The organism is Ruegeria meonggei (assembly GCF_042768335.1).
GTDB lineage: Bacteria > Pseudomonadota > Alphaproteobacteria > Rhodobacterales > Rhodobacteraceae > Ruegeria > Ruegeria meonggei.
Genome location: NZ_JAXHBT010000001.1, coordinates 1,534,278 through 1,561,216 on the forward strand (window position 1 = coordinate 1,534,278; position 26,939 = coordinate 1,561,216).

Annotated in this window: 14 protein-coding genes and 2 pseudogenes; 9 read left to right on the top strand and 7 right to left on the bottom strand. The window is 58.5% G+C overall.

Annotation, left to right across the window (positions count from 1 at the left end):
• Window positions 1-2 precede the first annotated feature (2 nt).
• The 3 genes and pseudogenes from SJY13_RS07555 to SJY13_RS07565 form a co-directional block, all read right to left on the bottom strand.
• Complete coding sequence (locus SJY13_RS07555) at window positions 3-9,770, bottom strand: DUF6603 domain-containing protein (protein WP_377189720.1); 9,768 nt, start codon at window positions 9,768-9,770, stop codon at window positions 3-5.
• Window positions 9,767-10,822 carry a hypothetical protein gene (locus SJY13_RS07560; RefSeq protein ID WP_377189723.1) on the bottom strand — a complete coding sequence of 352 codons (1,056 nt, stop codon included), beginning with the start codon at window positions 10,820-10,822 and terminating at the stop codon, window positions 9,767-9,769. The genes SJY13_RS07555 and SJY13_RS07560 overlap by 4 nt, the downstream gene beginning before the upstream one ends.
• A gap of 805 nt (window positions 10,823-11,627) precedes the next feature.
• A pseudogene (locus SJY13_RS07565) lies at window positions 11,628-11,840 on the bottom strand (DDE-type integrase/transposase/recombinase); the annotation flags it as partial.
• On the opposite strand from SJY13_RS07565, the pseudogene SJY13_RS07570 reads away from it, so the two are divergent.
• Window positions 11,831-12,160 (top strand): annotated as a pseudogene (locus SJY13_RS07570) (tyrosine-type recombinase/integrase); the annotation flags it as partial. The pseudogenes SJY13_RS07565 and SJY13_RS07570 sit on opposite strands and share 10 nt — an antisense overlap.
• 145 nt (window positions 12,161-12,305) lie before the next feature.
• Here the strand turns inward: SJY13_RS07570 and SJY13_RS07575 are convergent.
• On the bottom strand, window positions 12,306-13,316 hold the full coding sequence (locus SJY13_RS07575; RefSeq protein ID WP_377189726.1) for a LacI family DNA-binding transcriptional regulator: 1,011 nt from the start codon (window positions 13,314-13,316) through the stop codon (window positions 12,306-12,308).
• A 107-nt stretch (window positions 13,317-13,423) separates the two neighbouring features.
• Here SJY13_RS07575 and SJY13_RS07580 point away from each other — a divergent pair, with 107 nt between their 5' ends.
• From SJY13_RS07580 to SJY13_RS07600, 5 genes are all read left to right on the top strand, one after another.
• A complete protein-coding gene (locus tag SJY13_RS07580; protein WP_377189729.1) occupies window positions 13,424-15,751 on the top strand; it encodes a DUF1989 domain-containing protein in 2,328 nt (775 codons plus the stop codon).
• A 31-nt stretch (window positions 15,752-15,782) separates the two neighbouring features.
• Window positions 15,783-16,748: an ABC transporter substrate-binding protein gene (locus SJY13_RS07585; protein WP_377189732.1), complete on the top strand. Its 966-nt coding sequence runs from the start codon at window positions 15,783-15,785 to the stop codon at window positions 16,746-16,748.
• 85 nt (window positions 16,749-16,833) lie between these two features.
• The gene (locus SJY13_RS07590) at window positions 16,834-17,889 is read left to right on the top strand and encodes a quaternary amine ABC transporter ATP-binding protein (RefSeq protein ID WP_377189735.1); all 1,056 of its coding nucleotides are present in this window, start codon (window positions 16,834-16,836) and stop codon (window positions 17,887-17,889) included.
• On the top strand, window positions 17,886-19,442 hold the full coding sequence (locus SJY13_RS07595) for an ABC transporter permease (RefSeq protein ID WP_377189738.1): 1,557 nt from the start codon (window positions 17,886-17,888) through the stop codon (window positions 19,440-19,442). Before SJY13_RS07590 ends, SJY13_RS07595 begins: the two co-directional genes overlap by 4 nt.
• Window positions 19,439-20,155 carry an alpha/beta fold hydrolase gene (locus SJY13_RS07600; RefSeq protein ID WP_377189741.1) on the top strand — a complete coding sequence of 239 codons (717 nt, stop codon included), beginning with the start codon at window positions 19,439-19,441 and terminating at the stop codon, window positions 20,153-20,155. The genes SJY13_RS07595 and SJY13_RS07600 overlap by 4 nt, the downstream gene beginning before the upstream one ends.
• 348 nt (window positions 20,156-20,503) lie before the next feature.
• On the opposite strand, the gene terL is transcribed toward SJY13_RS07600, so the two are convergent.
• Genes terL through SJY13_RS07615 form a run of 3 tightly spaced genes read right to left on the bottom strand, consistent with a single transcriptional unit; the run spans window position 20,504 to window position 23,790 of the window.
• Complete coding sequence (terL, locus tag SJY13_RS07605; protein WP_377189744.1) at window positions 20,504-21,982, bottom strand: phage terminase large subunit; 1,479 nt, start codon at window positions 21,980-21,982, stop codon at window positions 20,504-20,506.
• Complete coding sequence (locus SJY13_RS07610; protein WP_377189747.1) at window positions 21,969-22,403, bottom strand: DUF5681 domain-containing protein; 435 nt, start codon at window positions 22,401-22,403, stop codon at window positions 21,969-21,971. The genes terL and SJY13_RS07610 overlap by 14 nt, the downstream gene beginning before the upstream one ends.
• Window positions 22,396-23,790 carry a site-specific DNA-methyltransferase gene (locus SJY13_RS07615; protein WP_377189750.1) on the bottom strand — a complete coding sequence of 465 codons (1,395 nt, stop codon included), beginning with the start codon at window positions 23,788-23,790 and terminating at the stop codon, window positions 22,396-22,398. The genes SJY13_RS07610 and SJY13_RS07615 overlap by 8 nt, the downstream gene beginning before the upstream one ends.
• Window positions 23,791-24,263: 473 nt before the next feature.
• On the opposite strand from SJY13_RS07615, the gene SJY13_RS07620 reads away from it, so the two are divergent.
• Genes SJY13_RS07620 through SJY13_RS07630 form a run of 3 tightly spaced genes read left to right on the top strand, consistent with a single transcriptional unit; the run spans window position 24,264 to window position 26,583 of the window.
• On the top strand, window positions 24,264-24,494 hold the full coding sequence (locus tag SJY13_RS07620; RefSeq protein WP_377189753.1) for a DUF3489 domain-containing protein: 231 nt from the start codon (window positions 24,264-24,266) through the stop codon (window positions 24,492-24,494).
• The gene (locus SJY13_RS07625) at window positions 24,491-24,907 is read left to right on the top strand and encodes a DUF2924 domain-containing protein (RefSeq protein ID WP_377189756.1); all 417 of its coding nucleotides are present in this window, start codon (window positions 24,491-24,493) and stop codon (window positions 24,905-24,907) included. The genes SJY13_RS07620 and SJY13_RS07625 overlap by 4 nt, the downstream gene beginning before the upstream one ends.
• The gene (locus SJY13_RS07630) at window positions 24,904-26,583 is read left to right on the top strand and encodes a recombinase family protein (RefSeq protein WP_377189759.1); all 1,680 of its coding nucleotides are present in this window, start codon (window positions 24,904-24,906) and stop codon (window positions 26,581-26,583) included. Before SJY13_RS07625 ends, SJY13_RS07630 begins: the two co-directional genes overlap by 4 nt.
• Window positions 26,584-26,939: the final 356 nt, after the last annotated feature.

The window sequence follows — 26,939 nt, forward strand, 5'->3', positions numbered from 1 at the left end:
GATCAAGGTTCTCCGTTTTCAAGTTCTGCGGTTCGCGGGGTGACATCAGCGGGCGGGCGCCAGCCGATTTTGAGCGGTGCCTTGCCAGTGCGCACAACCCCGACCGAGAGAGATACGCTCTCGTTCACAAGCCGCGAGACAAACCGCTCGGCTGTCATATTGGCCGCCATGACACCGTCCAGCCGCCCCGAGGTCAGCCCCGACAGACGCACGACGAAACCGGCTTTGGATTTGATGGTGTAGACCACCAGCGTCTTGCCATCATAGGGCACCAGCATCGGGCGTTTCTCGACGATCTCTGCCCCCTGGAACGAAATGGCCAGCGCCGAGAGTTCCTGCTCGGTCAATCGGCCATCAAACAGCACCGCAACGGCGCTGGCGGCGCGGTCAAACTGGGTCTCTACCAGCGTGGCCTGATCGGTCATATGCGCGGCACGCAGCCAGCCTGTGCCGCCTGCCCGACCGCCTCGAACGCGGCTTGCGCCCTCGGCCCGCAGGATGGCACCGCGACACAGCGCCATCGAACGGCCCAGATAGGCCACTGACTGTGCATCCGTCCAACCCGCGATTTCTGCCGAAGTCTTGCCATTGTCGCCCGATATCACCGCATAGGCCGCTGTTCCGGCAGGCAAATCAAGGCTGCGCTTCGAACCGGCATTGTCCAGCAGAACCCGGCCTGTCAGGCCAATGGCCAAGACCCGCGCGGCGCCGCTCAGGGTCAGACGGCCAGCCGATTCAAATCGACGGGACCGCATGGCTCCCGGCAAGTCAAAGACCACCACCTCGCCGGCTGCCAACCCGCTAGTTTTGTCCGCGGATTTGGTGCCTCGCGGCCCGCGCGCACCCGCCATCGCGGCGATGCCTGCAAGATGGTTGCGGGTTGCACCGGTTGACCGTTCGGCACTGGCTGAAGCATCAAGCCCCGCTGCTTTCGTGCGCGGCACCCGACCTTCTGCGGCGATTGTCTTGCCGACCTGCGCCGGGGCGGTGGCAGTGCGCAGCAGGAATGCCGGCGCCCTCACCCCTCGTGCGGCCAAAACCGCATCCAGTGACGGCGGCTCAATCCGGCTGAGCCCACGGGCCAACTCTGGGGGCACACGCGTTGCGCGCGGTGTCAAAACGCCCTCGGCCTCCGCAGCTACAACGCTTGGCAAGCTCAACTGGCCACGCAGGCGCGGCTGGCCAAACTGAATGTCGCGGCGTGGTCTGACCTCTCGAACACGCTCGTCCTTGGAGCCGCGCGGCGCATCCGTGACGATCCGTTCTGTCAAAAGCCCGACGCGCATCGGTGTACGTCTGGCCTGACGCCAGGCCCGCGCGCCCGTGGCACCTGTCGGACGGCGCTCGGCGGTCTGGAATTCCGCCGCCAGCGCGATATTTCGGTCCTCTGCAATCGAGTTCAACAATGTGAGATGCGTGGCAGCCAACCCGACGATTGATCCAAAGAAAAAGCCATTGTCGCGCAGGGGCAGCGGCCGGCGAGGCCCGGCCTCAACCTGATTGAACGCCACCCCGCCCGTTTCGGGATTAGGACGGCGGCCAAAGAATTCCGGGCCAAAGCTCAGGTCGACGCCTTCGGTTGCCTCGATGATCGTGCCTTTGGGCACCTTCTTGTCATCAAGGCCTTGCGGCGGTCCCCAGACACCGACGGGGAAAGCCCCGGTATCGCGTGTGCGCAGTTTGATCTTATCGACATCATCCAGTCGTTCTTCGTCAGACCCCGGATCAATTTTGAGCAGCGACAGTTCCAGCGTGACTTCAGAGACGACCAGATTGGATGGTGCAACGCCAAGCGCCCCAGAGGGATCGCGCTCGAACAGGTTCTGACCCGGACGGTCAATCACAGTAAGCGGGATGGTGCTGGTGATCGACAGCTCAAACTCGCTCATGACATCAAAGGGCTTGGACAGGCTGCCGTCAGCGGTGTCCGATGCATCACCATTCCCGCTTGCCGCTGGCAGGGTGCCGCGCCCGGTGATGCCCGACAGCGCCTCGGCCCGGTTACCGCTAGCCAGTTCCAGATACTTGGCCGCGAAATCGACCCAGGTGACATATTCCGGCTCGGGGTTGTCCTGCTTGCCAAACTTGACGGTGACGTCGATGGGGCCGACCTTGACCCGCGCTTTGCCGTGGAACTCTGGCCCTGCAACCTCGATTTCCGCGCTCAAGCTAAACGACAGCTTGATCGTCCCGAACCAGGTCTTGATCCGAATACCTGCCGAAATGCGCACATAGGCATTGGCCAGGTATTTGAACGGATCAAAGTAGACAATCGCGTTCACGCCCCAACCGAGCGAGACAAAGACCGGGCCGAATTTGGCTGTTGCCTCAAACGCGCCGCCACCCATCACCGCTTCAGACGTCAGGGCAAAGTAGTTCTCTGCCTTGATGACGATGTTCGATGAGACGGACCAGTTATACCCCAGACGCGGAACAACCGGATAGCCACTGGCCTCAAATTCTGGGTGATAGCCGCCAAGGGTCAGCACGAACTGGCCTTTGTTGGGGCCTTTGAACCAGCTGACATAGGCAAAACCACCTGTCAGTCGGGCGCTTTCATGCAATAGCCAGGAATTGTCGGTCAGCTGGGCCTGAATCCAAATCACACCCTCTTCGGTGGAAAAGCGTGCAAGCAGTCCAAGCTCGATCGAGACCAAGGCAAAGCCCGGGCGTGGCAGCGCCATGCGGGCCAGGCCAAAAATCGACAATTCAAAGCCACTGCCAAATTCCACTGCGACAACGGCGATGCCATCGACCAGAGCAAATGAGGTAAAGCTGATGCCGGCTGCAAACCAGAACTTGCCACGTATGACCGGGAATGTGCGCCGGACCTCTTCGAGATACGCAATGACATCGGTTGGCAAGTCAGCCGCCGGGTCCAGCGCCTGGATCAGGACAAAATCGCCAAAGTCACTCAGGTCCGTGGGTGGAACCAGATCCCTGTTGATGCCAAAGCCGCCACCGATCCCGGTCAGGAAAAAGGCAGGCGCGCCGCCGATGGGCCCAAGGAATGACCCCACTGCGAAGAAGGACGTATACCGGCCTTGGTCGTCCGATGCCGAGGCATAACCGCCATAGATCGACAGGCCATAAACCGCAAAGCGAGCGGCCAGCATGCCGACATATTCGATGTCGTCTTCGTCACCGAACTTGCGCAGACCACCTGCCAGCGAGATGCCCGAAAGGTCAGCAGAGACGCCCAAGCCAGCCAGATCAGCCCCCCAGGACGCGCTGTCAAATATCCCGCCCTGATCGGTGCGATAGATAAGCTCTAGGTCATCGACGCTAGCGGCAAGCCCGGCAATGGTGACCGAACCATCAAACAACAGTGAAACGGACTGCAGACCTGCGTCTTCGTCAGATTGCGCGCCCAGGCCGATCTGATCGACATAGAGCGGACCAAAGCCCTTGCGGATCGGCAGCCACCAGGGGCCTGATCCCTCACCTGCGCGGAAGCCAAAGCGCAAATCGCCCGAGTTCAGGGTTTGCACCGACAGCGCCGGGCTAAAGGCAGGGGCCAGGGCGGCATTGCCGTCATTCGTTTCGCTCAGAAGGCCAGAGGCCACGGCATTGTCGGAAGAGCCGCCACTGACAGCCGCCCCGATCTCGGCCAGTTCCACCTGGGCACCTCCGCGAAGCGGACCAGAGCCAACCTGCGCAAAGGCGTGAATCGCGATCGACCCCAATGAAAGCGGGCTTTTGATCAGCGGCGCGTTAGAGCTGCCGATGCGCAGACCAATCCCGTTGACCGACAGGGCCGGAGCAAAATCAGGCGCGGCGCCACTGATATTCAACAGACCGATTTCAAGACCAGGATTAACATCGCCCACAATCCAACGGCTGTCATTTTCCAACCAGATCGCAATGTCGCCGCCAATGACTTCAAAACGGTCAATGATGGTCACCGATAGCCCAACAGAGCCGCCGAGATTGGCCAAACCGATCTCAACCGCATTATCCACGGTGATGCCCGGCCCTGCATCAGCAATATTTTCGATCAGCGTCAAAAGCCGCACAAGCTTGGACTGCACAAGATCTTGTTGAGTCTCGCCGACCCGTGGCAGCGCGCGGAAGAACTCTGCATCAAGCCCGCCACCGGGTGTCAAAATCACGTCGGTCAACACGTCGCGCATCGTGTCAGAGCCGATGTCGCGGTCCAAAAGTGCGCTGACTTCATCCAGCCCCAAGACAAAGCCGCCCAGCAGTTCGATGGCCAGATGCATAAGCCCCGCGGCGATCTCTTCCGGCGTGTCCCCACCCACGCTGGGCGAGAATGTCTGTGAGGTAAAATTATACCGCAGGCGGAAGGCCTGATCGGCACTCGCATCAAAGGCCAGCCCCGTGCTCAGCGTGGATGGCGGCGCGCCGCGACCCACATCAATCTCTGTAAAGGGTCGCAAGATCACGCCATCGGCCACGGGTATCTGGGCGGGGCCGATCATGGCCGTCAGCCGGTTCAGCCCGCCATCATCGACGCTCAAGCTGGTCTCGATATCGCCGACAAAAGGTATCCCGACCAGATCAGCGGTGAATTCGACCTCCTGGGTGGCTGTGAAAAGCTCGATTTCAAGTGTCGAGCCCGGCGTGCCCGCATTGGCCACCGATACGCGCAAGCCCGTGCCGGTGTTTGCCACCGACAGACCGGTTGGCAAAACAGGGTTCAATGCACCCAAGCCCGATGACACAAGCGCTGGCCAACGTGCGGCCAGGCTGGCAACCGGATCAGCAGCCCAGGCCACCAATGCTGGACCGTCAAACGCACCGCCTGACCGCAAGGCCAGCGCATTACCCACGTCGCCCAGCAACGCGCCAAAGGGTGACCCGGTATCGACAATAGCGTCCAAAACTTGCGGCAAAGCTGCTGTAACGGCAGTGGCCAGCAGATCCGTGAGATTGGGTGGCCCCGGGTAGATCTCGATATCCGGGCCCGCATCAGGCCGCAGGAACACCCGCAGATCGCTGCCCGTCAGTGTCAGATGGGCCGCCTGCCGATCACCAACCGCCCCGGGCACGCCGGCAAAAAGAGAAATCTCGGGCCGAGAAGGCCCGGCCGCAATCGGGAACCGCAGGCCAAAGGCGCCGCCCAAGGCGATACTGCCCGCAGGCAAAAACGCACCCGGGTCCAGGGCAAAGTCCAGAACCAGGCCGCCATCGTCGCGGGCCCGCAGCGCAAAGCCCGGTGCGAACTCCCAAATACCGGAACCGCCGCCCGTTCCCACCAGCGGGCGCAGCGCGTCCATAATGGCGATAACTCGGGGCGCATGCAGACCACCGCCAGGCCCGCCCAAAACCGAAGCGCTGGCGAACCACGCGCCCGGATCAACAAAGAGAAGCGGCGGCACCCGAACCGGATCTGGCGTCAGCCCAAATCCAGCAAGCCCCGCATCAACGATCCCGGTCACGATCGGGTCGATCTGGCGCAGCCCGTCAAGAACCTGGCTCAGGGCCAGCGCAGCAAGGGTGGGCGGCAACGCCCGGACCAACGCGGTTGGGTTTGGCGCAGGCCAAAGGGGGATTGCGCTCGGGATATCCGGCAGATCGCCGGGCAAAGTTATCTCTGCCGTAAAGGGTGCCAGTCCCAGTTGTAGGCCTGGTGTCCCCTCTGCCCCGAAATTCACAGCGCCAGAAACAAGTCCATGTTGGCCCAACACCGCGTTCAGCGACCAAGCCCCAAAGGCGAAATCTGGTGCGGACCCCTCCAGCGTCACACTCAACTGGCCTTGGTCGGCGTCAAAGCTCAGCCCGGCCCCTGCCCCGTCAAACAACGTTTGCACAACGTCCATAAGCGCGCCACCGAGCGCGGGGTCGGCCAGCGCCACCTGCAGCTGCGCGGTCGGTTCATCGACCCAATGGGACAGCGACAGCGCGTCGAACCCGTCATCAGCCCCCAGAATGCCGGTCGCACGCAACAGCGCGATAAGCTCGGTCAGACCGGGCGTGGGCAGGGCCACGGCTTCGGCTACGATCTCACCGAACAGCGCACGAACGGCTGGGGCGGTGGGGGCAATGCGCGGAATCCCCGGCTTGGACAGCGTGTCCGCCGTAACCACGAGCCGCGCGTGGCTTTCCCCGAACAAGCGCGCGCCATGGAGAATAACCTCTAACCCGTCGGTGCCGCTTTCCGAGGTGCCATCAACCCCGACGCAGCCCGAGAATGAAATGGACCGCAAACCCAAGGGTGCATCGCCGTGATCCATCGGCCCGCCCACCAGCCATCCCGAACCACGAGAGAGATGGCCTGACAGCACAACCTTGCCAGCCGGGCGGAACTCCGGCTGGGGGCCAGACGCGCCATCGCGATTCAGTCGCGCCGAGAGCAATTCGACCAGGGCGCGTCCCTGGTACCCGATTGCCCCTGCCGCAGGGGCGTCACCCAGAGGAACATGCAGCCCGATGCCCATGCCCTCAACCTGCGTCTGTCGCAACACATTGGCCCGGGCCACAGCAAAGGTGCTGAGCCCTGCAGCCGCAACTGCGGTCATCGCCCGACGCACGCTGTCCTGTTCAAGAACGCCGTACAGCAGGTGGATCTGCAGATCGCCGCGTCGCGCCCCAGTCCAACCTGCAGGCGGCGCCAGCTCGTCCAGCGGACGCCCCGACAGGCGGTCGCGGATCAACCGCCGCCCCCGCGCCAAATCTGCGTCGTCCGGCTCGCCCGGGTCAACGGGGGGCAATAGTTCATTGAGACGGTGCAGCGTCTCGGTGGTTTCAAGGTCCAACGGGTCAAGCGCGGCCGTCGCCAGACCCGCGATCAACAACTGGTTGGGCCCGGAAGGCAATGTATTCAGCGCCAGCCAGGCGCCATGGCCCGCAGCCCGGTCTGCCAAGACGGCCGCGCCCGCGATGCCACCCGCCTGTGCCAATGCATGGGACAACCGCGCCGCCTGTCCTGAGGCGTCGTCCTCTTCCGTATCCGGACGGGGCGCCAGCAGGATCGTCCAGGTGCCGCTGGCATCTCCGGGCACTTGCGAAAACGCGGTGGCCTCCCGGTCTCGGATCCGCAAATCAAGCAGGCGGGCCGGGTCAACGCCCTCGGGAACCGGTGCAGTTTCAGACAATGTACAGATCACAAAGAGGACGTCTGGGGCCGCCCCCAGAAACGGCGTCACATCCGAACTCTCGATCAGGCTTGTGGCGTCGGTATCGCCTACAACATGCAGCACCGTACCCGGTTGATTGACAGCGGGGCTGACCAGCCCATCGGTGCCCGTCCAGCCTGTTTCCAGTGCCAAGAGGCCAACGGCCAGTTCCGCCGCGCCCAGCCCCGAAAGCAGCGTCGGCAGTTCAGAGGCCATCCCACGCGCCAGTTCATCCGGTTGCAAACCCGGATCACCAGGGCGCCATGTCCGCAGCGGCAGTGACGAGAAACGGTCAGGCTCGGCCTCGGATCGGTCGGGCAATCGCCATGCGGCAATACCCGGACTACTGTCAGCGCCAGGCAGCAGCAGACACCATGGATCCGACAAGGTACCGGTACCCTCCACGCCACTTGTTCCGGCCCCAAGACGGGCGGTGAAAACCTGCAGCCGTTTCGTTACCTCTGCAAAGGGGTCTGCCAGCAACCGCCCCAGCCAGTCACGCAGGGCGGCTTCTGGTGCATCGATCAAGGCCGACAGTGAAAGCCGGTGCGGGTCAGGCCCACCGAGAACAGGTGCCGCCCGTCGCCACCCCAGCATATCCACCAAATCAACAAGAAAGTCGTTGCCGCTGCGCTCGGCCAAAAGACCCAGTAACCGCTCAATCCCATCCCATTGCGCACCCGAAAGCTGGTCCACATCCATGCCGCTTGAAAAGTCCGGCAATTCCAGCGGAAGGCCGATGCCATCCAGCGACACCGTCGGGTTAGGTGTATCAAATTCAACCGATACCCCATCCGCTGGCCGCCAGCGGGCCACCAGGCCCAACCTGTCGGTCTCAAGCGTCAGGCCAGTGCCGGAGGTCCGCAACCGCAGCCCGCCGCGGGCCCGTCCGTTAAAGCCGGCCTCGACCTCGGGGATAAACGCGGTGGCACCTGTCGACAGGTCGACCTTCACAAGCGCAACGCGCCCCCGAAATTCGATCACGGTGCAACGCTGCCCCAGATCGTCAACCCGGCTGAGCCACCCGACCCCAATCGCCAGGGCCCCATTCGCATCGCGCCAGATCGCCACATGCGCCCCGGGCGTGATCGACAGTCGCCAAGGATCGACCTCGGTTCCCGCGCCGCTCACATCTGCGGCACCGGCCAACAGCGTGCGCAAACTGCCCAACACAGCGGTGACATCACCGCTGTGGTTTTCGAGCACGTCAAGCCAATGGGCCCGCAGCTGCCCAAGCGGATCGCCCAGGAAGGTGACAGGATCAAGCGTAGGGTACCCGGCCCCTGCCCCCGCAGGCGCGCGCCAGCCCAAGACCACCCCGATAAGCGCAGCACCGGGGCCAAGGTTGGACAACAGCTCGTCCAAGAGGTCGGTCACCGTTTGCGCCGCAGCCGCCGCCACCGCGTCTGGGTTGGTCAGATCCAACCAGGGGTGATTGCTTTGCGCCACTGTCACGTCGCGCGCAGCAATAACCACCGCTGGTCTGCGTTCTTCGTCCAGTGCCAGCCCAAGTATCAGCTCTGCGACCGACACGTTGGGCATGGCCTCTCCGCTCAGATCAAAGTGCAGGCTGGTTTCAAGCTTTGGAACCGCAGTCGCGGCGCCGGTGGCCAGGCTCAGGTGCAATATGTCAGCCGAAACGCCCGCCTGTGTGATCCCGGTGGTGGTGGAGAACCCCAGCGATATCCTGATGTCCGGCCGCGCCTCAGGCCCGTCTTCTGCACGCAGACCGATGCGAATGGTTGCACCGCCAACAGGCAGGTCAATGCCGGTGGCATCTACGGTCGCACCTGCACCCAGAATATCAGCCAAAGCCTGAAGCCAGCGTGTCCGCGCCGCCGGAGCGCCCAACAGTTGCGCAACCCAATCAGACAGCGCATCCGCTCCGCGGCTCAGAAGGTCGGCAACGGGAAAGGCCGGAATCTCGGGCGCGGTGCCCAGACCAAGCGCGTCTGCCAGCGCACGCACCTGTGCGCCGCCTGCCCCGCGCAACTGCGCCTCGATCAGCGCCAGGATAAGTTCAATGGCCAACTCGCGGAGGGCATCGGGATTGCCCAGCGACAGCATCATGTCACGCGGCGTGGTTTCGCCGGGCAATTGCAACCCACCCAAGGATAAACTCACATCCGGCGCACCGTCCGCAGGGTCGGTTGGGATCGCAACCCGCAACCCGATCCGCGCAAGACCAGCCTCGCCCGGAGCGGGTGGGGCAGCTACGGTAATCTCTGAAGACAGTGCGATGACGCCGCCGGGTTCCCCGGCCAGGAACGGATTAGCTGGTGCGGGACCAGAGCTTTTGGCAGCACGAAACAGTGGGAACAGCAGCGATGACCTGCTGTCTGCAAAGCCGCCACCCGTATTCACGACCACACCCAGGAAGATATTGACCTGCCCCGCCGGGCGGTCATCGATCACCAGATAAAAGCCCGCGTCGATCCCTGGCTCGACCTGGTCGGAAAACAACTCAATCCACTGTCGCCCATCCGGGTCGCTCTCGATCCCGCCCTCGCGAACGGCGGCGGCAAACTCAAGCAAGGCCTGGCGCTGCGCGTCATCGGCCAAAATTGTCGACAAGTAGTCCTGGGGATCTGTCAACCAGTCGCCGTTGAAATCACCCTCCGCCGTCACCAGGCCAAGGGCGCGCAACAGCGGAGTCAGATCCCCAAAATCATCGGGCGAGAAGGCGTTCATTTGGCCCCCCCTCGAATGCGGAACCGCGCCTGCGACTGCACGACCAAGGCGCCGTCTTGCAGGCTGAGGCCTTGTGCCACGAGGCGTTTATTTGAAACGTCGCGACCAGAGGCCCCGGCGATACTGTCAGCGACCTCCAAGACCATCTGATAGGCAAAGGCGATCAGGGTCTCACCCCAGATATCGGCAATCAACGCATCGCCAACGGGCCTGTCGGGGGCCGCCGCCACAAGCCCCGCGACCCGTTCAGGGTTTCCCATGGCAAAGGGGACAATCATCTCGGTCCGGCCCGCATCAGTGGCCACAGGTATTGTAACGCTCAGCACGTCTTTGCCTGTCTTGGTCGTCACCTCGCCGACAAAAACGACAAGCTCGCTGGTGCCGTCATCCCAAATGATCGGCTTGGGTTTTGGGTCATCTTGATTGGGTTTGCCGCCACTCTTACCGACAGCGGCCAATTGCATCAGCGGTTCAAGGATTTTTGGCGCCAAAGGCAACGCGGCGCCCAACGCCCCAACCGCGATTGGTTCGCGTGGTAATAGCTCTGGCAGCTGTTTTCGCAGACCCGCCAACGCGCCGTTGGCTATCGCATCAAGCTCAAGACCTACAGAAGGGGTTTTCAACTCGGCCTCAAGAAACCCGCCAAACACACTCACATCAATTCGAGGGAAGTCAGGAACAGTTACATCGCCTGGCCGGTCGGGATTGCCTATGTCGTCGCTGTCAGTCCAGAGAAGGTCTTCTAGTCCACGCCCATCTTTCAGTTTGATTTGCGCCAGTATCCCGATGGCGTCTTTCAGTCGAATAACCTGTCGATCTGAAAATCCAAGTTCGGAAGCCTGTTCGATCACGGCTTCAAACTGTCCGGAACCGTCACGGGCCAATCGCAAATCCAAGGCGGTGGTTTTGCCGTGCTGAAGGCCCTCAAGCAATTTTGAGGCGTCTTTGAGCAAGGACTTGCCTTTATCGCTGATGGTGGGCTCGTTCAAAGCCTGCCCGATCAAATCGCGCAGCGACAAAGAGGTCTTTTTCGGCCGGCCGGGTGGCCGCATGACGTAACCCTCCTGTCACAACAAAACAGAGCGCTGGCGGAGCGCTTTATCGTTGGTTTGGTTTTTGAAACGTCCGGCGACCGGGCGTAGGGTTTTTTACCGATTCAACATTTTAAGAATTCGGTCTGCGGTAATGCCAAGCACAAACCAAAGCGCAAGAAAGCCAACAAGTTCAAGGCTAAAGCTGCCCCATTTGAAATAGGTCTGGGCAACCACGAGCGACACAGCGAAAGGAACAAGCTCCCTTTCAGCTACCGATCTTAAGCCAGGGGATGTCAAAAGAGAGAACATGAATCCAGACTCAGTAGCGACGAAATTATCACGGTTGTATCGCTTAGTTTACCTTAGGTCAATTTTATTGACGAATGCGGGCGCCCTGACCCGGCCGCGCGCGCCTCTACCCAAGGCTCATAGCGGCCGGATTGGGGTAGATAATAATAGGATTGGTATTGCCAAGTTGTTTGAGGATGCATGCAAAGCGTTGCGTCGTAGCGCTCAGACTACCATTTCTGCGGTGTCCTTCATGCTGGCGCAAAGCGTTGCCTACGTCTGCTGGAAAAGTCGACCGCCGGTCCTTTGTGACGTTACTTTCAATTGCAACAAGGGTCCGCCTTAGGCTGAGCTGCGACCTCCACTTTCGAACCCGATATCATGGGCCCGATCTTTCTCACGCCTTTGCTGACGCCAGCCGTTCCATGGCGAGTGTAAGAGGCATTGACCGTATCTCTTCCTGCCCCGGAACTTCCTTGTCGCCTGCATCGACAAGTATGCGTTCTGCGACGTCCAATTCTTCTGTGGCGATGTGAAGCTCACCAGAGATGCAGCTGGACCCGTTGTCGCTGAGCAGGCGTGCTTTGTGCAGCACCGTTGCCTGATCACAACCTGAGGCTTGCAAGGCAAGGTCCAGCGTGTCGGTCACATCCTCGGTCTTCATTCTCGTGTAAAGCTTCCAGGCGATGATGTAACGACTGTAATCGTCGAGGATCGTGGACAAGTAGAACCACCCCCACTCGAGCATCAGTTGCGAAATGGATGGAGGACCCTCTTATGGTTGGCTCTGAATTTCTGTGGCCAGGCCGCTTCCACGAGCGGTTACACATTTCAACGCGCCAATATGCACGGATCGTTCGCGATTGGGTTACATCTATAGGTCTTGAGGCAACGGCCTATGGTACGCATTCAATGCGGCGCACCAAGGTCACACAGATCTACAAAAAGACTGGCAATCTGCGGGCCGTTCAGCTCCTGTTGGAACATACCAAGATGGACAGTACTGTTCGATATTTGGGCGTTGAGCTGGAAGACGCTTTGGCCATCGCAGAAACCATTGAGATATAGAATGGAGGGGCCGTCTTCGAGGGCGGCCCGAACCGGACTTTGAACACGATCACCACGCTGCAGTGCGGCTTCCCGTATGCAGACGTTGAATCCGGTTGTGACTACTAGCCTTCTCGAGGCTTGCTAACGGCTTGGCGAATACCATCTATACCAGCTTTCTCGTGGAATGCCTGACAATCAGTTCTACCGGTATAAGATACGGGTCAGGAACGGTCTGGCTATCCAACCAACGGACTATCGATTTGGCGGTAACCTCTCCCATTCTTGCTACTGGCAGATGGACCGTCGTGATTGCAGGAAACGTGTAGGGTGAAGAAGGCAGATCATCGATTCCAATCAGCGATATTTCGTCAGGCACGATTAGTCGTTGCCTTTGCAATTCGAATAATGCTCCCATGGCCAAGACGTCGGAAAAGCACAGAACAGCCGTAAATGTTGCCTTAGTTTTCAGTAGATTTTGTATTGCCGTGCCGCCACCTTGAATTGAGATATCCGTCTCGATCATTTGTAGTGAGTGCGTAAATTTGGTGGTCTTCAACCCCGATAGTCGCGCCTGAGTCCTGTCGTTGTTCTTGACCGGTCCGTGAACCACGGCAATTTTTCGGTGACCTGATGCCAGCAGAAAATCGAGAGCAATTCGCGACGCGCTTGCGTTATCGTAGCCAACAGTCGGCATATGATAATTCTCTTCAAAGTACGAAGTGGCTATCACTGGAAGGCGGGTTTGTTCAATCAGCCTGTCGAATTCTGGGCTGTGCGTGATACCGGAAACAATCAGAGCCTCTGCACCAATATCAACCAACCCTCTTGCTTTTTCAGTTTCAATCTCGGGATCGTTAGAGGTTGTTGCAACAACGAGCGACAAACCGTGCTTTGCCAGATGTTTTTCAAGCGCTGCCAGAAATCTTGAAAAGATCGCGTTATCTAGTGTCGGAACCAGGGCGCCGATGACGCGGGTTCGGCCGGAATTGATAGCACGGGCGGCAGCACTGGGCACGAAATGCAACATTTCGATCACCTCCTGTACGCGCAACCGTGTCTCTTCAGAAACAGCCTTTGGAGAATTCAGAACCCGTGAGACTGTCGCGATGGAAACACCAGCGGCCTTTGCCACGTCACGAAGATTGGCCCGTTTCTTTTTCGGTCGGCTTTCCATTTTGCCTCAATAGTTGGTGTACTCTCTTCGTATTTTTCTAATACTTGACAGATGAAACCAGTTACATCAAGTTATGTAACTAGTTACATTTTAACTCACGGAAAACAATGTCCACCGACGCGATCCTTCACGAATTCAGCAATAACGGGCACGCTACACCCGCGCGGTTGTTCGCCGGGTTTCAGAAACCGGGTCATGAACGGACCCTGGTACTGGCACCTCGGGAAGTCCGGAAAATCGCGATGCGCCCAGACGATCTTCTATCCATTGCCGGGGTCTGGTCCGAGGGTGAGCTGCACGTTTCGGCATTTGACGTCCGCGGAAAAGATGCGCTTTCCACCATTGGACTTGCTGCGTCAGGACAATTGAATAGCGATGAGTTTGACTTGACCGAATTGGTCGGCTGGATTGCAGCGCATGGCGGTGATTGCAACGCCTGTATCGCTGCCGCCCACCTGCCAGCAAGTGACGATCAGTTTGTTCTCAGGGCCAGTAGCCCCATAACCTTATGGCTGTCGCGCGTTTCGGACCGTGACCAGTTGGTTAGTGGATTTGGCGGTGGCTCGATCACAATTACGCATCAACCCGTTGAGAGAACCAATCTGATACTGCCCTGCCCGCTGGGGGATGTGCGCGATGAATTCACCGTTACGCGCGGCACGGGAATATCTTACGAATTAGAGCAGGGTGAAACCCTCCAGATAATCGACGTCGAGGGGCAGCAATGCTCGGATTTTGTCGCCTTACGCGCCGATCGGCTCGACAATGGTGAGGAGTGGTTGATCGACAGTACCGCAACTCGATCGATGGTGCGACGCGCCTACCCGGGCCCCGGCATGCTCGACAAATTCTTCGACAGCGAAATGCGCCCGCTTCTAAACGTTGTACAAGACACCTGCGGGCGGCACGATACTTACGGTCTGGCCTGCACAGCACGTGGATACGCGGAGCGCGGTTTCCCGGGGCATGTTAACTGTTCTGACAACATTTCCTATGCGCTTGATCCTTATGGCGTGAAGCGCCGTTCCGCATGGCCGGCAATCAATTTCTTTTGGAACACCTGGATCGACCCCAATACTCACGACCTTCTGGTAGATGAAAGCCACTCACGCCCAGGCGACTATATCGCCATGAAGGCTCTTGAAAATCTTGTCTGTGTTTCGACCGCGTGCCCGGATGACATCGACCCTATTAACGGTTGGAACCCAACGGATGTGCACGTACGGATTTACCGGCCTGAGACACCCATTCGTCGCGCCGTTGCCTATCGCGAAAAGGAAGACGCACCAATGTCCCTCAGTCAGGAATCTGCCTTCCATGAACGGCTGGAACCGTTGACCCAGCACTTTGCGCCGGCGCGGGACCTTTGGGCGCCGGTGAGCTTTCCATCGCATGGGACACTGGGCGAGTATTGGGCGTGCCGTGAGGCTGTGACCCTGCAGGACATGAGCGGGCTGCGCAAATTCGATATTATCGGGCCTGATGCCGAGATGTTGTTGCAACTGGCGACGACGCGGAATGTTGCCAAACTGCCGGTCTGGCGCGGCTCTTACACGCTGATGTGTGACGAGACCGGTTCTGTCATTGATGATGGTACTCTGTTCCGGCTTGCGCATGACCTGTTCCGCTGGTGCTGTGGCACTGAGGAGAGCGGACGGGCACTGCAGACATTGGCGGAGAAACACGGGTTTCAGGTTCGCATCCACGCCATGCGAAACGCGTTGCCAAATCTGGCGCTGCAGGGCCCGAAATCCCGCGATGTGCTGCGCAAGATTGTCTTCACGCAGCCCCATGTGCCGACGCTGGATCAACTGAAATGGTTCGGCTGTACCGTAGGCCGCTTGAACGATCGCGAAGGCGCCCCCTTTATGCTGTCCCGTTCCGGATATACCGGCGAGCTGGGCTATGAGATATTCTGCTCCAAGGCCGATGCTGTGACCATCTGGGATGCAGTGTTGGCTGCGGGAGAGGAATTCGGGATCACGCCGATGGGGTCGGCTGCATTGGAGATCATCCGTATCGAAGCAGGCCTTGCGGCGGCTGGCGCAGAATTCGCACCAAGTGTTGATGCCTATGAGGCCGGATTGGGGTTCGCCATTGATCTGAACAAGACGGATTTCATCGGCAGGGCCGCGCTCGAACGCAATCAGGAGGCGCCCCGACAGGTGCTCAAGGGGCTATTGCTGGATTGCAATGATGTCCCGCCGCACGGCGCCGGGGTCTTTGCCAACGAGAGGCAAGTGGGGGCAATCACTTCTGCCACGCGCTCTCCGTCCCTTGAGCGCGGCATAGCTATCGCGCGTCTTTCTGTCGAGCATTCGGAAAACGAAACGAGGCTGGAAATTGGGCAACTTGACGGGCGGATGAAGCGCCTTGGTGCCATGGTCACCGATATCCCATTCATAGACCCGCAGCGAAAGCGGGCGCGCGCTTAGCAAGAAACATCCAATCAACAGGAGTGAGAATATGAAACTAAAGATGAAGTCACTGGCATTGTCAGCTGCGGTCGGCGTGATTGCTCTGCCCGCTTTCGCGGCGGAAGAGGTCAAGATCGGCGTGCCGTCCTGGACGGGCGCGCAGGCTATAGCTTATTTGCTGGGCGCGGTCGTGGAGACACGGATCGGCGGGACTGTGGAATATGTACCCGGCAACAACGCCACGATCTTCCAGGCGATGGATCAGGGCAAGGGCGACATTGATGTACACCCGGATGTCTGGCTGCCAAATCAGGAAAGCTTTACCCAGAAATATGTCGATGAGGCGGGCACTGTAACGCTATCGTCCAACCCTTATGAGGGCAATCAGGGCTTTTGCGTCAGCAAGGAATTTGGCGAAGCCAACAACGTCACTGACATCGCTGACCTGGGTCGCCCGGACGTGGCCGCTTTGATGGACAGCGACGGCAATGGCCGTGGTGAGATGTGGATTGGTGCGCCCGGCTGGGCTTCGGCCAATGTGAACGAGGTGAAGGTGCGCGACTACGGGTTGATGGATTTCATCGAGCCGGTACGTGCCGAGGAAAGTGTGAAAACGGCGCGTATCAAAGACAGTATCGCCAAGGGTGAAGGTTATGCCTTTTACTGCTATAAGCCCCACGCTGTGTGGTTCATGTTTGATGTCGAAATGCTGTCTGAGCCTGCGTTTGATCCCGAAAAATACGTGATGGTGCAGCCTTCGGACGATCCCGATTGGTTCGACAAGTCTATGGTCGCCTCGAAAGATGCACTGAAAGATGTTCAGATCGCTTGGTCCAACTCGCTGGTGGATCGCTCGCCTGCGATTGCCGAGTTCTTCACCAATTTCCAGGTGACCTCGGATGACGTGTCGAACTTTGCCTATGAGATCAGCGCCAATGGCCGTGATCCCGCCGAGGTTGCGCATGAGTGGGTTGAAGCGAACTCTGATCGCGTAGACGCCTGGCTGGGTCTCTGATCCAGCACTGAAACCCAAGGTGGCGCTGCATATTCGGCGCCACCTTGAAACGGCGCAACCCAAACAAAAAGTCTTCGGGGGACACATGGGCGACGATACCGTTATCAAAATCTCGAATGTCTGGAAGATCTTCGGTGCCAAACCCGAGATTGCTTTGCAGGCGATTAGGGATCGCGGCCTGACCAAGGCCGAGGTGCTGGCAGAGTTCAACTGCGTTGTCGGCGTGGCCGATGTCAGCATGTCAGTCACCCGTGGCGAAATCTTCTGCATCATGGGGCTGTCGGGCAGCGGCAAATCCACAATGGTGCGACACTTCAATCGCCTGCTGGAACCGACCGATGGCAAGATTGAAATCGAAGGCACCGATGTGATGGCGCTGGGTCCGCAAGAGCTTCAGCAGTTTCGCAACCACAAAATTGGCATGGTGTTTCAGAACTTTGCACTGATGCCCCATCGCTCGGTGCTGGACAATGTTGCGATGCCCCTGGAAATTCGGCAAGTCAGTAAGAATGAGCGCATGCGTCAGGCCGCCGCCATTCTCGATATTGTCGAACTTGGCGCCTGGGGCTCGAAATTTGCACATGAACTCTCCGGCGGGATGCAACAGCGCGTTGGTCTGGCCCGCGCCCTGGCCGCCAACCCCGATGTTCTGTTGATGGACGAGCCGTTCTCGGCGCTGGACCCGTTGATCCGGCGTCAATTGCAGGACGAATTTATCCGGCTCAGTAAGATTCTGAAGAAGACGACGATCTTCATCACCCATGATCTTGATGAAGCCGTCCGTATCGGCAATCGCATCGCCATCATGCGCGATGGCAAAGTGGTGCAGATTGGCACGGCGGAAGATATCGTCATGCATCCAGCCGATGATTATGTGGCGGATTTCGTGGCGGGTATCTCGCGGCTCAAAGTGGTGCGCGCCCATGCGGTGATGCAGCCTATTGCTGATCATATCGCGGCCCATGGCCCGCTATCCGTCGACTCCCCGCGCGTCAATGAAAGCGAAAACCTGAGCACAATGATTAATCTAGCGATCGACAACAGCAGCGCGATCCTTGTGGAAGATGGCGGCGTGGATGTTGGCGTCATAACCCGTGCCGATCTGTTACGCACCGTGATAGAAGGGACAGAAGTATCATGAGCACCTCTGATGTGAATCTTCATGACGTGAACCCGCTAGAAGACACTGAAAGCGAGGCCGCTCTGGCCTATGCCGAAGAGCGGCGCGAGAATATTCGTGCTTTTGTGCGCACCAACCCTGATTACTACATCCGCAACTTCGACAAGATCGGTGCGTCGTCGCGCTTTACGCCGACCCTCAACCTGATGGCAGGGTTGTTTGGCCCGGTCTGGTTTGGCTCGCGCGGTTTGTGGACATGGGCGTTGCCCTTCCTGATCCTTGAAACAATTGCTTATGTGCAAATTGCGCGCGGAATGTTCGGTGACTTGGCCGCCGAGGCCATGGAGCGTATCGCATCGATTGAAGGGACGCTTGAACTGCGGCGACAGCAATTGGCTGCAGCCATCGAAAGCAATTCGGACAAGATCGATGTCTATCAGCGGACAGTGGACTCGCTTGAAGAAAACATAGGGGGCATCCGTGCTGAAGCCGAGGCAATGGCCGCCGAAGGTCCTTACATCGTCCTGACCGGCCTGATCATTCTGATCATCGCGAAATTTGTTCAATCACAGGTGGCAAACTGGGCCCTGGAGGAACGTTTCTCGGAGTGGCTATCGGATCGTTCGATCCGCTCGGCCATGCCGGTGTCGCAGATCGCGTTCAGCGCAATCTTCATGGCGCTGATTGTGACTGCCGCGATGATGCATTACTCCTTCCCCGGACGGTTTTCCCTGCTCAGTCATTTTCCGACGGATCCAAATATCCGCCTGACCGGGATCACCTGGGTGGAAGAGTTTATCGCATGGTGCGTTCGCAACAGCGAAGTATTCTTTGAAGTGCTGACAATTGGCATCCGCGCGCTGCTGGATGCGCTTGAGGTCATATTGGTGCAGACCCCGTGGATCGTGATCGCCAGCCTGATCGTCCTGTTGACCTGGCTGACAGCAGGCATCCGCACGGCCATCTATTCGAGTGCCTTTCTGGCTTATATGGGCCTTCTTGGTTTCTGGGAAGCGGCGATGACAACACTGGCTTTGTTGGGAACAGCGGCATGTCTGTCCATTGTGATCGGCATCCCCTTGGGCATGTTTGCGGCGCGACGTCCTCGGTTCTATTCGTTTATCCAGCCAATCATGGACTTTATGCAAACCATGCCCGCCTTTGTCTTTATGGTTCCGGTAATCGCGTTCTTTGGCGTCGGTAAACCGGCGGCGGTCATTGTAACGATGATCTTTGGCGGCACACCGGTGGTACGCCTGACCGTCCTAGGCCTGCGTGGCGTTCCGGAATCCGTGCGGGAGGCCGCCATCAGCTTTGGCGCCAACAAATGGTATCTGCTGACCAAGGTCGATCTGCCGCTTGCCGCACCGTCAATCCGGGCGGGGATCAACCAAACGATCATGTTGTCGCTGGCCATGGTGGTCGTTGCCTCCCTGATCGGGGCAAAAGGCCTGGGCGAAGACGTTCTTGAAGCGCTGCAATACGCGAATGTGGGCCAGGGGATCCTCGCGGGCTTCTCGATCCTGTTCTGCGCAATGATCCTCGATCGGATCGTGCAGGGCGCCAGAAAATGACACCACTTGTCTTTGTCCATGGCTTTATGGGCGGCAGCAAGCAGTGGAAATTGCAGGCGCCGCTAGCGGGGGACCGAAAGCTGATCGCCATTGACCTGCCCGGCTTTGGCAAAAATGCGCACAAAGACGCGCTACGCTCCATTCCGGAGTTCGCCGAGTGGGTCCTTGCCGAAGTCGACGCCGAACAATTCGACCTGCTCGGACATTCAATGGGTGGAATGATTGCCCAAGAGATGATCCAACTTGCGCCGGATCGCGTGCGCAAACTTGTGCAATATGCAACGGGCGCAGAAGGTATCATTCCTGAGCGGTTCGAACCCATTGAAACCTCTATCCAACGCGCCCATGCCGATGGGGCTAAATCAACGGCTCGCAGGATCTCCGCGACTTGGTTTTTAGATATTGAAACAGCGCAGGAATTTCCAGCATGTGCCCGGATCGCGGAAGCTTGCTCATTGCAGGCAATCATTGCTGGGTTGGAGGCGATGCAAAATTGGTCCGGGCTTACTCATCTTGCAAAAATTGCATTGCCGACACTTGTGCTTTGGGGCGACCGGGACCGTACATATTCATGGTCCCAAACTGAAACCTTATGGCACAACATACCTGATTGCCGACTCGCGGTGTTGCCCGCCTGTGCGCACGCAGTTCACCTGGAAAACCCGATTCTGTTTAATCAACTGGTCAGTGATTTTCTGGAAACAAATTTATGAGGATCCGACGCTTGCAACACCGAAAGCTGGTCAAGTAATTTCTGTTGAAGGCCACAATGACGTCGTTCAGCGTAACGCAGAATAACCCCTACTTCTGACCCCGGATGAATGTCGGCTCTTTGCACGATGATTTGTCTAATTCGCAGGTGCAGCGAAAATCCGCTTCCCGCCCCTTCTTCCGGAGACATGTTTAGTAGCGGCCGGTCCTCTCCTGATCTAGGCACATCTTGTTCCCGGGCAAACTTTGATCAGAGGGACACCTCTCAATTTCGATGTCGAACGGACGCAGCAGGTGCATCAGGTGTCACCCAAGCGAACCCTGCCCCGTCCCTGGTCTGGCTCATATAACTACCGCCGTCTGACCCGCTCACGGCTGCGCTCCCGTCGTTCGATGTTGATCTGGTGATCGCGACCAAGGGCCCGGTAGAAGCCCAGACCTTTGGACCAGTTCAGGAATTGCGAGACGCTGTCGACCTGATCATCATTCCGCCCACGCGGAAAGGATTGCAGCTCCCGTTTGAATGCCGCCAGCCAGGGCGCATCAATTGGCAACTTTACCTTGCCCTCTTCTACCGGTGCACAAGCTGACTGGAACCGGGTTTCCTTATCTTTGTCAGGCTTAATGCGTTCGTACCGCCGGCGATCGTCAAAAAACAACTCGTCAAAGAGTGGTTTTCCGCTTGCCGCATCTTCGATTAGAACGCGGTCGGGATCCCAGCGGTTGACAAGATTCAATGCCTTGGACTTCAGGTCTGTGTAGTCCACCTGCCCTCGCCAGACGTCAAGCAGGTACCATGCGTTTTCTCGGAACCCCCAGGTCGTACAGGCCGAGAAGTCGGATCGGGGATCCGCAGACATACCCGTATCCCAGCTTTGAACAACCAGTTGGAACCAGCGACGATCTTCGACGGTCTCATAGGTGCCGAACCACTCCCAGCGCAGCGGCGATCCGTCTGGTGCAATCGGGTTCTGCTGATACTGGCAATTGAACACAGCTGCGCCCATTTCGCGACGCTTGGTATCCAGCGTTTGCTGATCCAGGCGCGACGGACAAAGGAGATCACCCGGTTTGCGGTGCATAACCCTTCCACGCCCAAGAGGCACCGTCTCATGGTCTTCGGCGATGGCAGGCAGATTCAGGTGCCGATAGGTACCGCGTTCAAGCAGATAACCCGGCGGATCCATCTCGTGCAACCGTTGTGCAACCATAACCACACGCCCTTCGGCCGGGTTGTCGAAGCGCGACAGCAAGGTCCCCTCAATGAATTCCTGTGCCTTGACCAGCTCGGCTTCGGAACCCGCATCACCAGCTTTCAGCAGGTCATCGATGATGATGTAATCGGCACCATGGCCAGTAACAGAACTACCGATGGAGACAGCCTTGCGACTGCCACCCCTTGTGGTGCGGATTTCTTCTGAGGTGTTGCCCTTTTTGGCCAAAACCGTTTCAGGGAACATTTCCCGGTACCAGCGCGCGGACATGATCCGACGACAATCTTCGGAATGCTTGCGCGCCAGATCCAGCCCGTAGCTGGCAACAATAATCTTGGCGCTGGGGTTATGCCCCAGAAGATACGCGACATAGGCAACGGCCACGGTGACCGATTTCAGGCACCGGGGCGGAATGTTGATGATCAACCGCTTGTTCTCGCCGACGCGAACGTTATCCAACTCATGGCACATGGCACGCACATGCCAGGCCGGATCAAAGCTACGGTCAGTCCCTTGGTGCAGCGTGTCAAACACACGCCACACGAAAGGAAAGAAATTGTCCCGGCAAACCTCGCGTGCGGCTTGCAAGACCATTTTGGGATCAGGAGCCGTCATCTTCCACCTCGTCATCTTCGGGATCACCATCACCATCCTGTTGGCTGGAAAAGAAATCCCGGAGGATGTCATAATCAACTGTCTCCGGTCCTTTCAAAGCAGCGCTAGCCTGTTCGCTCCCATCATCTGTCCCGCCGAACAGATCAGCATCAAGCTTGAGAAGCGCCATCAGCAATTTCGTGTCGCCCTTCAACGCACCGGCCGTAAATCGCTTGGCAATTGCCTCCGCCTTGGAAATCCGAGTTTCGTGGTTGCCTTCGCGGACGGTGATCTTGGCTTCCAGTTCGCGTTTCAAACTGGCATTCACGCCCTTAGCACCTTTCGGCCGCCCTTTCGGATTGCCGGAGCAGCCTTTCTTGAATTGGGTTGTTTTGGGCGGTTTGCCGTAGCCCACCTCATACTCTTTCGTATCGTCAGACATGATCCGCCTCCAGCTCTGAGGTGGCATCGGTTGCTGCAGAATGCGCATCAAACGTCTGGCCTGTGACCGCGTGCACAGCGCTCTCACCAGTCATCTCCTGCCAACGGCGGATGGCGACATCGACATAGGCCGGGTCGAGCTCAATGAGCCGCGCCCGGCGCCCGGTTTTCTCAGCTGCCAGCAAGGTCGCGCCGGACCCGCCAAAGACGTCCAGCACGACATCGCCGCGATGACTTACATCCATGATGGCATCTGCCACCAAAGCTGTCGGCTTCACCGTGGGATGATCAGCGAGATCCGCTTCGCGTCCTGACCCAAAGCTGTTCACACCCGCATAATCCCAGACATTGGTCCGGTTGCGCCCATGTTTGCCCAATTCGACATTGTTGGTATGCGGCATCCCCGGCTTCTTGAAGATCGCAACCAGCTCGTGCTTGGAGCGGTAGAGGCTGCCCATCCCCCCATTGGTCTTATTCCAGACGCAGAGGTTGATGAGGTCAAAACCGCCGATCTTTCCCGCCGCAATCAGTTCTTCTATGTGACGCCAGTCCATGCAGATCATCGCGATGCCTCCGTCCGGCAAGCAGTGAAACAGCCGGTTGATCACGTCAGAGAGAAAGCCACGGAACTCACTGTCAGACATTTCTCCTGACGCCATGGCAAACTCGCGATGATTGCCACCGGTGCCACAGCGGACATGCCCATTGACCGGCACGTTGTAAGGCGGATCGGTAAAGACCATCTGCGGGCTCTCGCCATCCAACAAGGTGTCGTAGCTCTGGGCGTGCAAGGCATCCCCGCAGAAGATGCGGTGATCTCCGAGAACCCAGAGATCGCCCGGCTGGGTGATTGCCGGCGTTGCCGGGTCCGGTGTCTCAACAGTTTCCGCTTCAGTCTCTGTAACCTCGCCCGCACCATCGATGATGATGTCAATCTCCGGTGTCTCAAACCCGGTGATGTCGAGACTGAAGTCCAGTTCACCATCAAGGCTGAGGTCCATCAGCTCTGCAAACTCGATCTGCAGAGCAGCTTCGTTCCAGTCGGACAATTCCGCCAGCTTGTTATCCGCAATGCGCAGAGCGCGCACTTCCGCTTCTGACAAGTGATCCGCGACAACAGTCGGCACGGAAATCAACCCCAGGGCCTTAGCGGCCTCATAGCGGCCATGACCCGCGATGATTGTGCCCGAACCATCCAACAGGATCGGGGTGACGAACCCAAACTGGGCCACCGAAGCTTTCAGCTTGTCAATATTCTTGGCCGCGTGCACGCGGTTGTTGTTGGCGTAGGGCTTGATCTGGCTGATCTGAGATTGAATGACTTTTTCGGCCATCCAGATCGGCGTGTTGGACGCCTGGACGTCGCTGCGTGATTTCTTGGCAGACATAGCCGCCTCCTTTCATTTGACGCTCTTTGGCGTCGACAAGAAAGGATCGTGTTGGGAATTCGGAGAGAGCACGACCAGCAACTCTCCGGACCAATCGATCCGGTTCGTTGCCCCTTCGAATGCTCTCGGTCTTATCCGCTTCAAAAAATGCGGCACCGAATGCTGCCTGGGAGATGTATTCACCTCCCCGTGGGACCTTGTCCCTTGCAGGGCTGGCTAGAATTTATGCGCGGGGATTTGCAATTGCAACCCCAAATCAAAAAGTAACCAAGTCGTAACCAATTAAGATTGTTGACGAATAATCGGTGGTACGGCAGCAGAGCCCCGCAGACTAAGCCCTTCCAGAGATCGCCCCAGAAAGAGCTGGACTGTTGTTGCAATCCACGCATCACTGAACCCACGCCCGAGCCATTCGGGCGCTCCTCGGTACCGGGCATGGTATTCCACCTGCCCCAATTCAGAGGAGATTCTACATGTTCAAGCCAAAGCAAACCAAGATTGACAAGGTGCAACAATTGTTGCGCAGACCAAGTGGTGCCAGCCTGGCGGCGCTTTGCAAAGCAACTGGCTGGCAGCCTCATTCGGTCAGAGCGGCATTGAGTGGGCTACGGAAGAAAGACGTCATGATTGAACGACGGACATCCGATAAACCAGATGGTTCTTCCACCTATCACCTGACGGTGGGAACAGGAGAAGAGTCATGACGAAGACTAGTGATGTCGCCGATCTCGCCGCCATGGGTCGATCGGATCTGGTCACGCTTTGGCAGCAACTGTTTAATCAACCCGCACCCGCCATGCTCAGCCAACCCTTCCTGCGCCGTTTTATCGCCTTTGAGATGCAATCCCGCCGTCATGGCGGGCTGTCTCGACAGGTCAAAGCCAAGCTGGAAAAGGGATCTGAGAAGAAGCCCCAGCCTTCCCGCCCCGCCCTTAAACCCGGCGGGCGCCTGCTGCGCGAGTGGAATGGCGTGACCCATATGGTCGATGTGACAGGGGATGGATTTACCTGGAACGGTCGGCCCTATCGCTCGCTCTCGGCCATCGCCCGAGAAATTACCGGTGCGCACTGGTCGGGGCCGCGTTTCTTCGGACTCAACGGCAAGGGGGCCAAATGAGCGCGCGCCGTAAAATCCGGTGCGCCATCTATACGCGCAAGTCCTCAGAAGATGGTCTGGATCAGGACTTCAATTCGCTGGATGCGCAATATGAGGCCTGCGCGGCCTATGTCGCCAGCCAGCGACATGAAGGCTGGACCCTGTTGGACGAGCGTTACGATGACGGTGGCCTGTCGGGCGGCACCCTTGAGCGCCCCGCCCTGCAACGCCTTCTTGAAGAGATTGATGCAGGGCGTATCGAAATGGTTGTGGTCTACAAGATCGACCGGCTGACCCGATCGCTTGCCGACTTCTCCAAGCTGGTCGAACGGCTGGAACAGGCGAACTGTTCGTTTGTGTCCGTCACGCAGGCCTTCAATACCTCTTCGTCCATGGGCCGGTTGACCCTCAATGTGCTATTGTCCTTTGCTCAGTTTGAACGGGAAGTCACTGCCGAACGCATTCGCGACAAGATTGCTGCGTCGAAGAAAAAGGGGCTTTGGATGGGTGGCAATCTGCCCCTGGGCTATGACCGCCACCCGGATCCGAAGGCAAGAACGCTGGTGGCAAATGAAGAGGAGGCCAGAACGGTCCGGCATCTCTTTAGTCTCTATGACAAGTTGGGGTGCCTGCGCAAAGTAGAAGAACGGGCAACGGCAGAAGGGCTGCGGTCAAAACGGGTTATTCGGACAGATGGCAGTGTGAAAGGGGATTGTCCGCTGTCACGTGGCCAGATCTATTACCTGCTGCGCAACCCGGTCTATCTCGGCAAAATCCGCCATAAGGTTAAGATCTGGGACGGACAACACCCGGCGATCATCGATCAGGACGTCTGGGACCGGGTACAGGAGAAAATGCGACAGGCATCGAACCGCTCCCGGGTACGCGGCGGCTCCGATGCGCGCCAACGCTCCAATGACCCCGGCGCCTGGCTCACCGGTTTGATGCAGGACGAAACTGGTGACAGGTTGACGCCAACCCACACCACGCGCAAAGGCCGACGATTGCGCTATTACGTCTCCAACAGACTGATCTCGGGTGGCAAGGATATCTCTGGATGGCGATTGCCCGGCCCGGCGCTGGAAAACGCGGTCACTGATGTCATCGTCGGACATCTGCAACACACAGCAACCGCGCACCAAGTGCTGGCGCAGCCAGAGGCCGGGTCAGCCGAGGCGGTGCAGGCTTCAGTTGCGAATTTAGTAACCCGACTTCGAGAGCAAGGCGGTCAGGTCGGCGCTGATATTCTGGCCAGCGGCGAAATTGCACGAGGAAAGATCGACCTCGAATTGAACCCTAAAACTGTGGCAAGCGCACTTGGCATCGCTGCGGACCATCTGCACCCGGATCTCACACACATCACCGCATCCTTCGATCTGCGCCGCCGCGGCGTCGAGGCCAAGGTCATCGCCGGAAATATGGCGCCCCAACCCGATCCTCACCTCCGGTCCATGCTGATCCGCGCCCATGGTTGGGCCCGTGATCTGAAGGCCGGGGTTCAACTGATGGAGATTGCGCATCGGGAAAGCGTCCCCGGCGCATTCATCCGCACCCGCGCCCAGCTCGCCTTTCTCTCACCGAATATTCAGACCGCGATTCTCGACGGCAGCCAGCCGCCCGAACTCACACTCAAGCGTCTGGTCAGCGTTACCCACCCGCTTAATTGGAACGAACAGGAGCGCCTGTTCGACTTCTGACACCTCCAGATCCGACCTCCCTGATACGCGGCTAGTCCTCCCTGATCCGGTGGAACAGTTCCCTGTTCGCATGAGAGAATTCCCTGTTCCGATATTTAGGGAATTTGCAACATAAGCCACTGAAAAACATGCAATTCTGACTTGTGGAGCGCCGGCCAACAGGTCCATTTTGCGAAAATTCCCTGTAAATTGTCGGTTATCAGGGAAATCCAGCCCAAAGCGACCCCGACAAAATGCGGCACTGAGACTGAGGCCGAAATTGCACTCTGAGTGTACGGTTTGCTCCGTCTCTGATTGAAAGCGCACGCGCCAACTCGCGGGAATTGCGGCACAATTCCGGGTCAGAAAACACAACT

Coding starts and splice junctions, on each gene's coding strand:
- SJY13_RS07630 (WP_377189759.1), top strand. CDS start 24,904: ATGAGCGCGCGCCGTAAAATCCGGTGCGCCATCTATACGCGCAAGTCC.
- SJY13_RS07585 (WP_377189732.1), top strand. CDS start 15,783: ATGAAACTAAAGATGAAGTCACTGGCATTGTCAGCTGCGGTCGGCGTG.
- SJY13_RS07620 (WP_377189753.1), top strand. CDS start 24,264: ATGTTCAAGCCAAAGCAAACCAAGATTGACAAGGTGCAACAATTGTTG.
- SJY13_RS07625 (WP_377189756.1), top strand. CDS start 24,491: ATGACGAAGACTAGTGATGTCGCCGATCTCGCCGCCATGGGTCGATCG.
- SJY13_RS07560 (WP_377189723.1), bottom strand. CDS start 10,822: ATGCGGCCACCCGGCCGGCCGAAAAAGACCTCTTTGTCGCTGCGCGAT.
- terL (WP_377189744.1), bottom strand. CDS start 21,982: ATGACGGCTCCTGATCCCAAAATGGTCTTGCAAGCCGCACGCGAGGTT.
- SJY13_RS07595 (WP_377189738.1), top strand. CDS start 17,886: ATGAGCACCTCTGATGTGAATCTTCATGACGTGAACCCGCTAGAAGAC.
- SJY13_RS07600 (WP_377189741.1), top strand. CDS start 19,439: ATGACACCACTTGTCTTTGTCCATGGCTTTATGGGCGGCAGCAAGCAG.
- SJY13_RS07580 (WP_377189729.1), top strand. CDS start 13,424: ATGTCCACCGACGCGATCCTTCACGAATTCAGCAATAACGGGCACGCT.
- SJY13_RS07590 (WP_377189735.1), top strand. CDS start 16,834: ATGGGCGACGATACCGTTATCAAAATCTCGAATGTCTGGAAGATCTTC.
- SJY13_RS07610 (WP_377189747.1), bottom strand. CDS start 22,403: ATGTCTGACGATACGAAAGAGTATGAGGTGGGCTACGGCAAACCGCCC.
- SJY13_RS07555 (WP_377189720.1), bottom strand. CDS start 9,770: ATGAACGCCTTCTCGCCCGATGATTTTGGGGATCTGACTCCGCTGTTG.
- SJY13_RS07575 (WP_377189726.1), bottom strand. CDS start 13,316: ATGGAAAGCCGACCGAAAAAGAAACGGGCCAATCTTCGTGACGTGGCA.
- SJY13_RS07615 (WP_377189750.1), bottom strand. CDS start 23,790: ATGTCTGCCAAGAAATCACGCAGCGACGTCCAGGCGTCCAACACGCCG.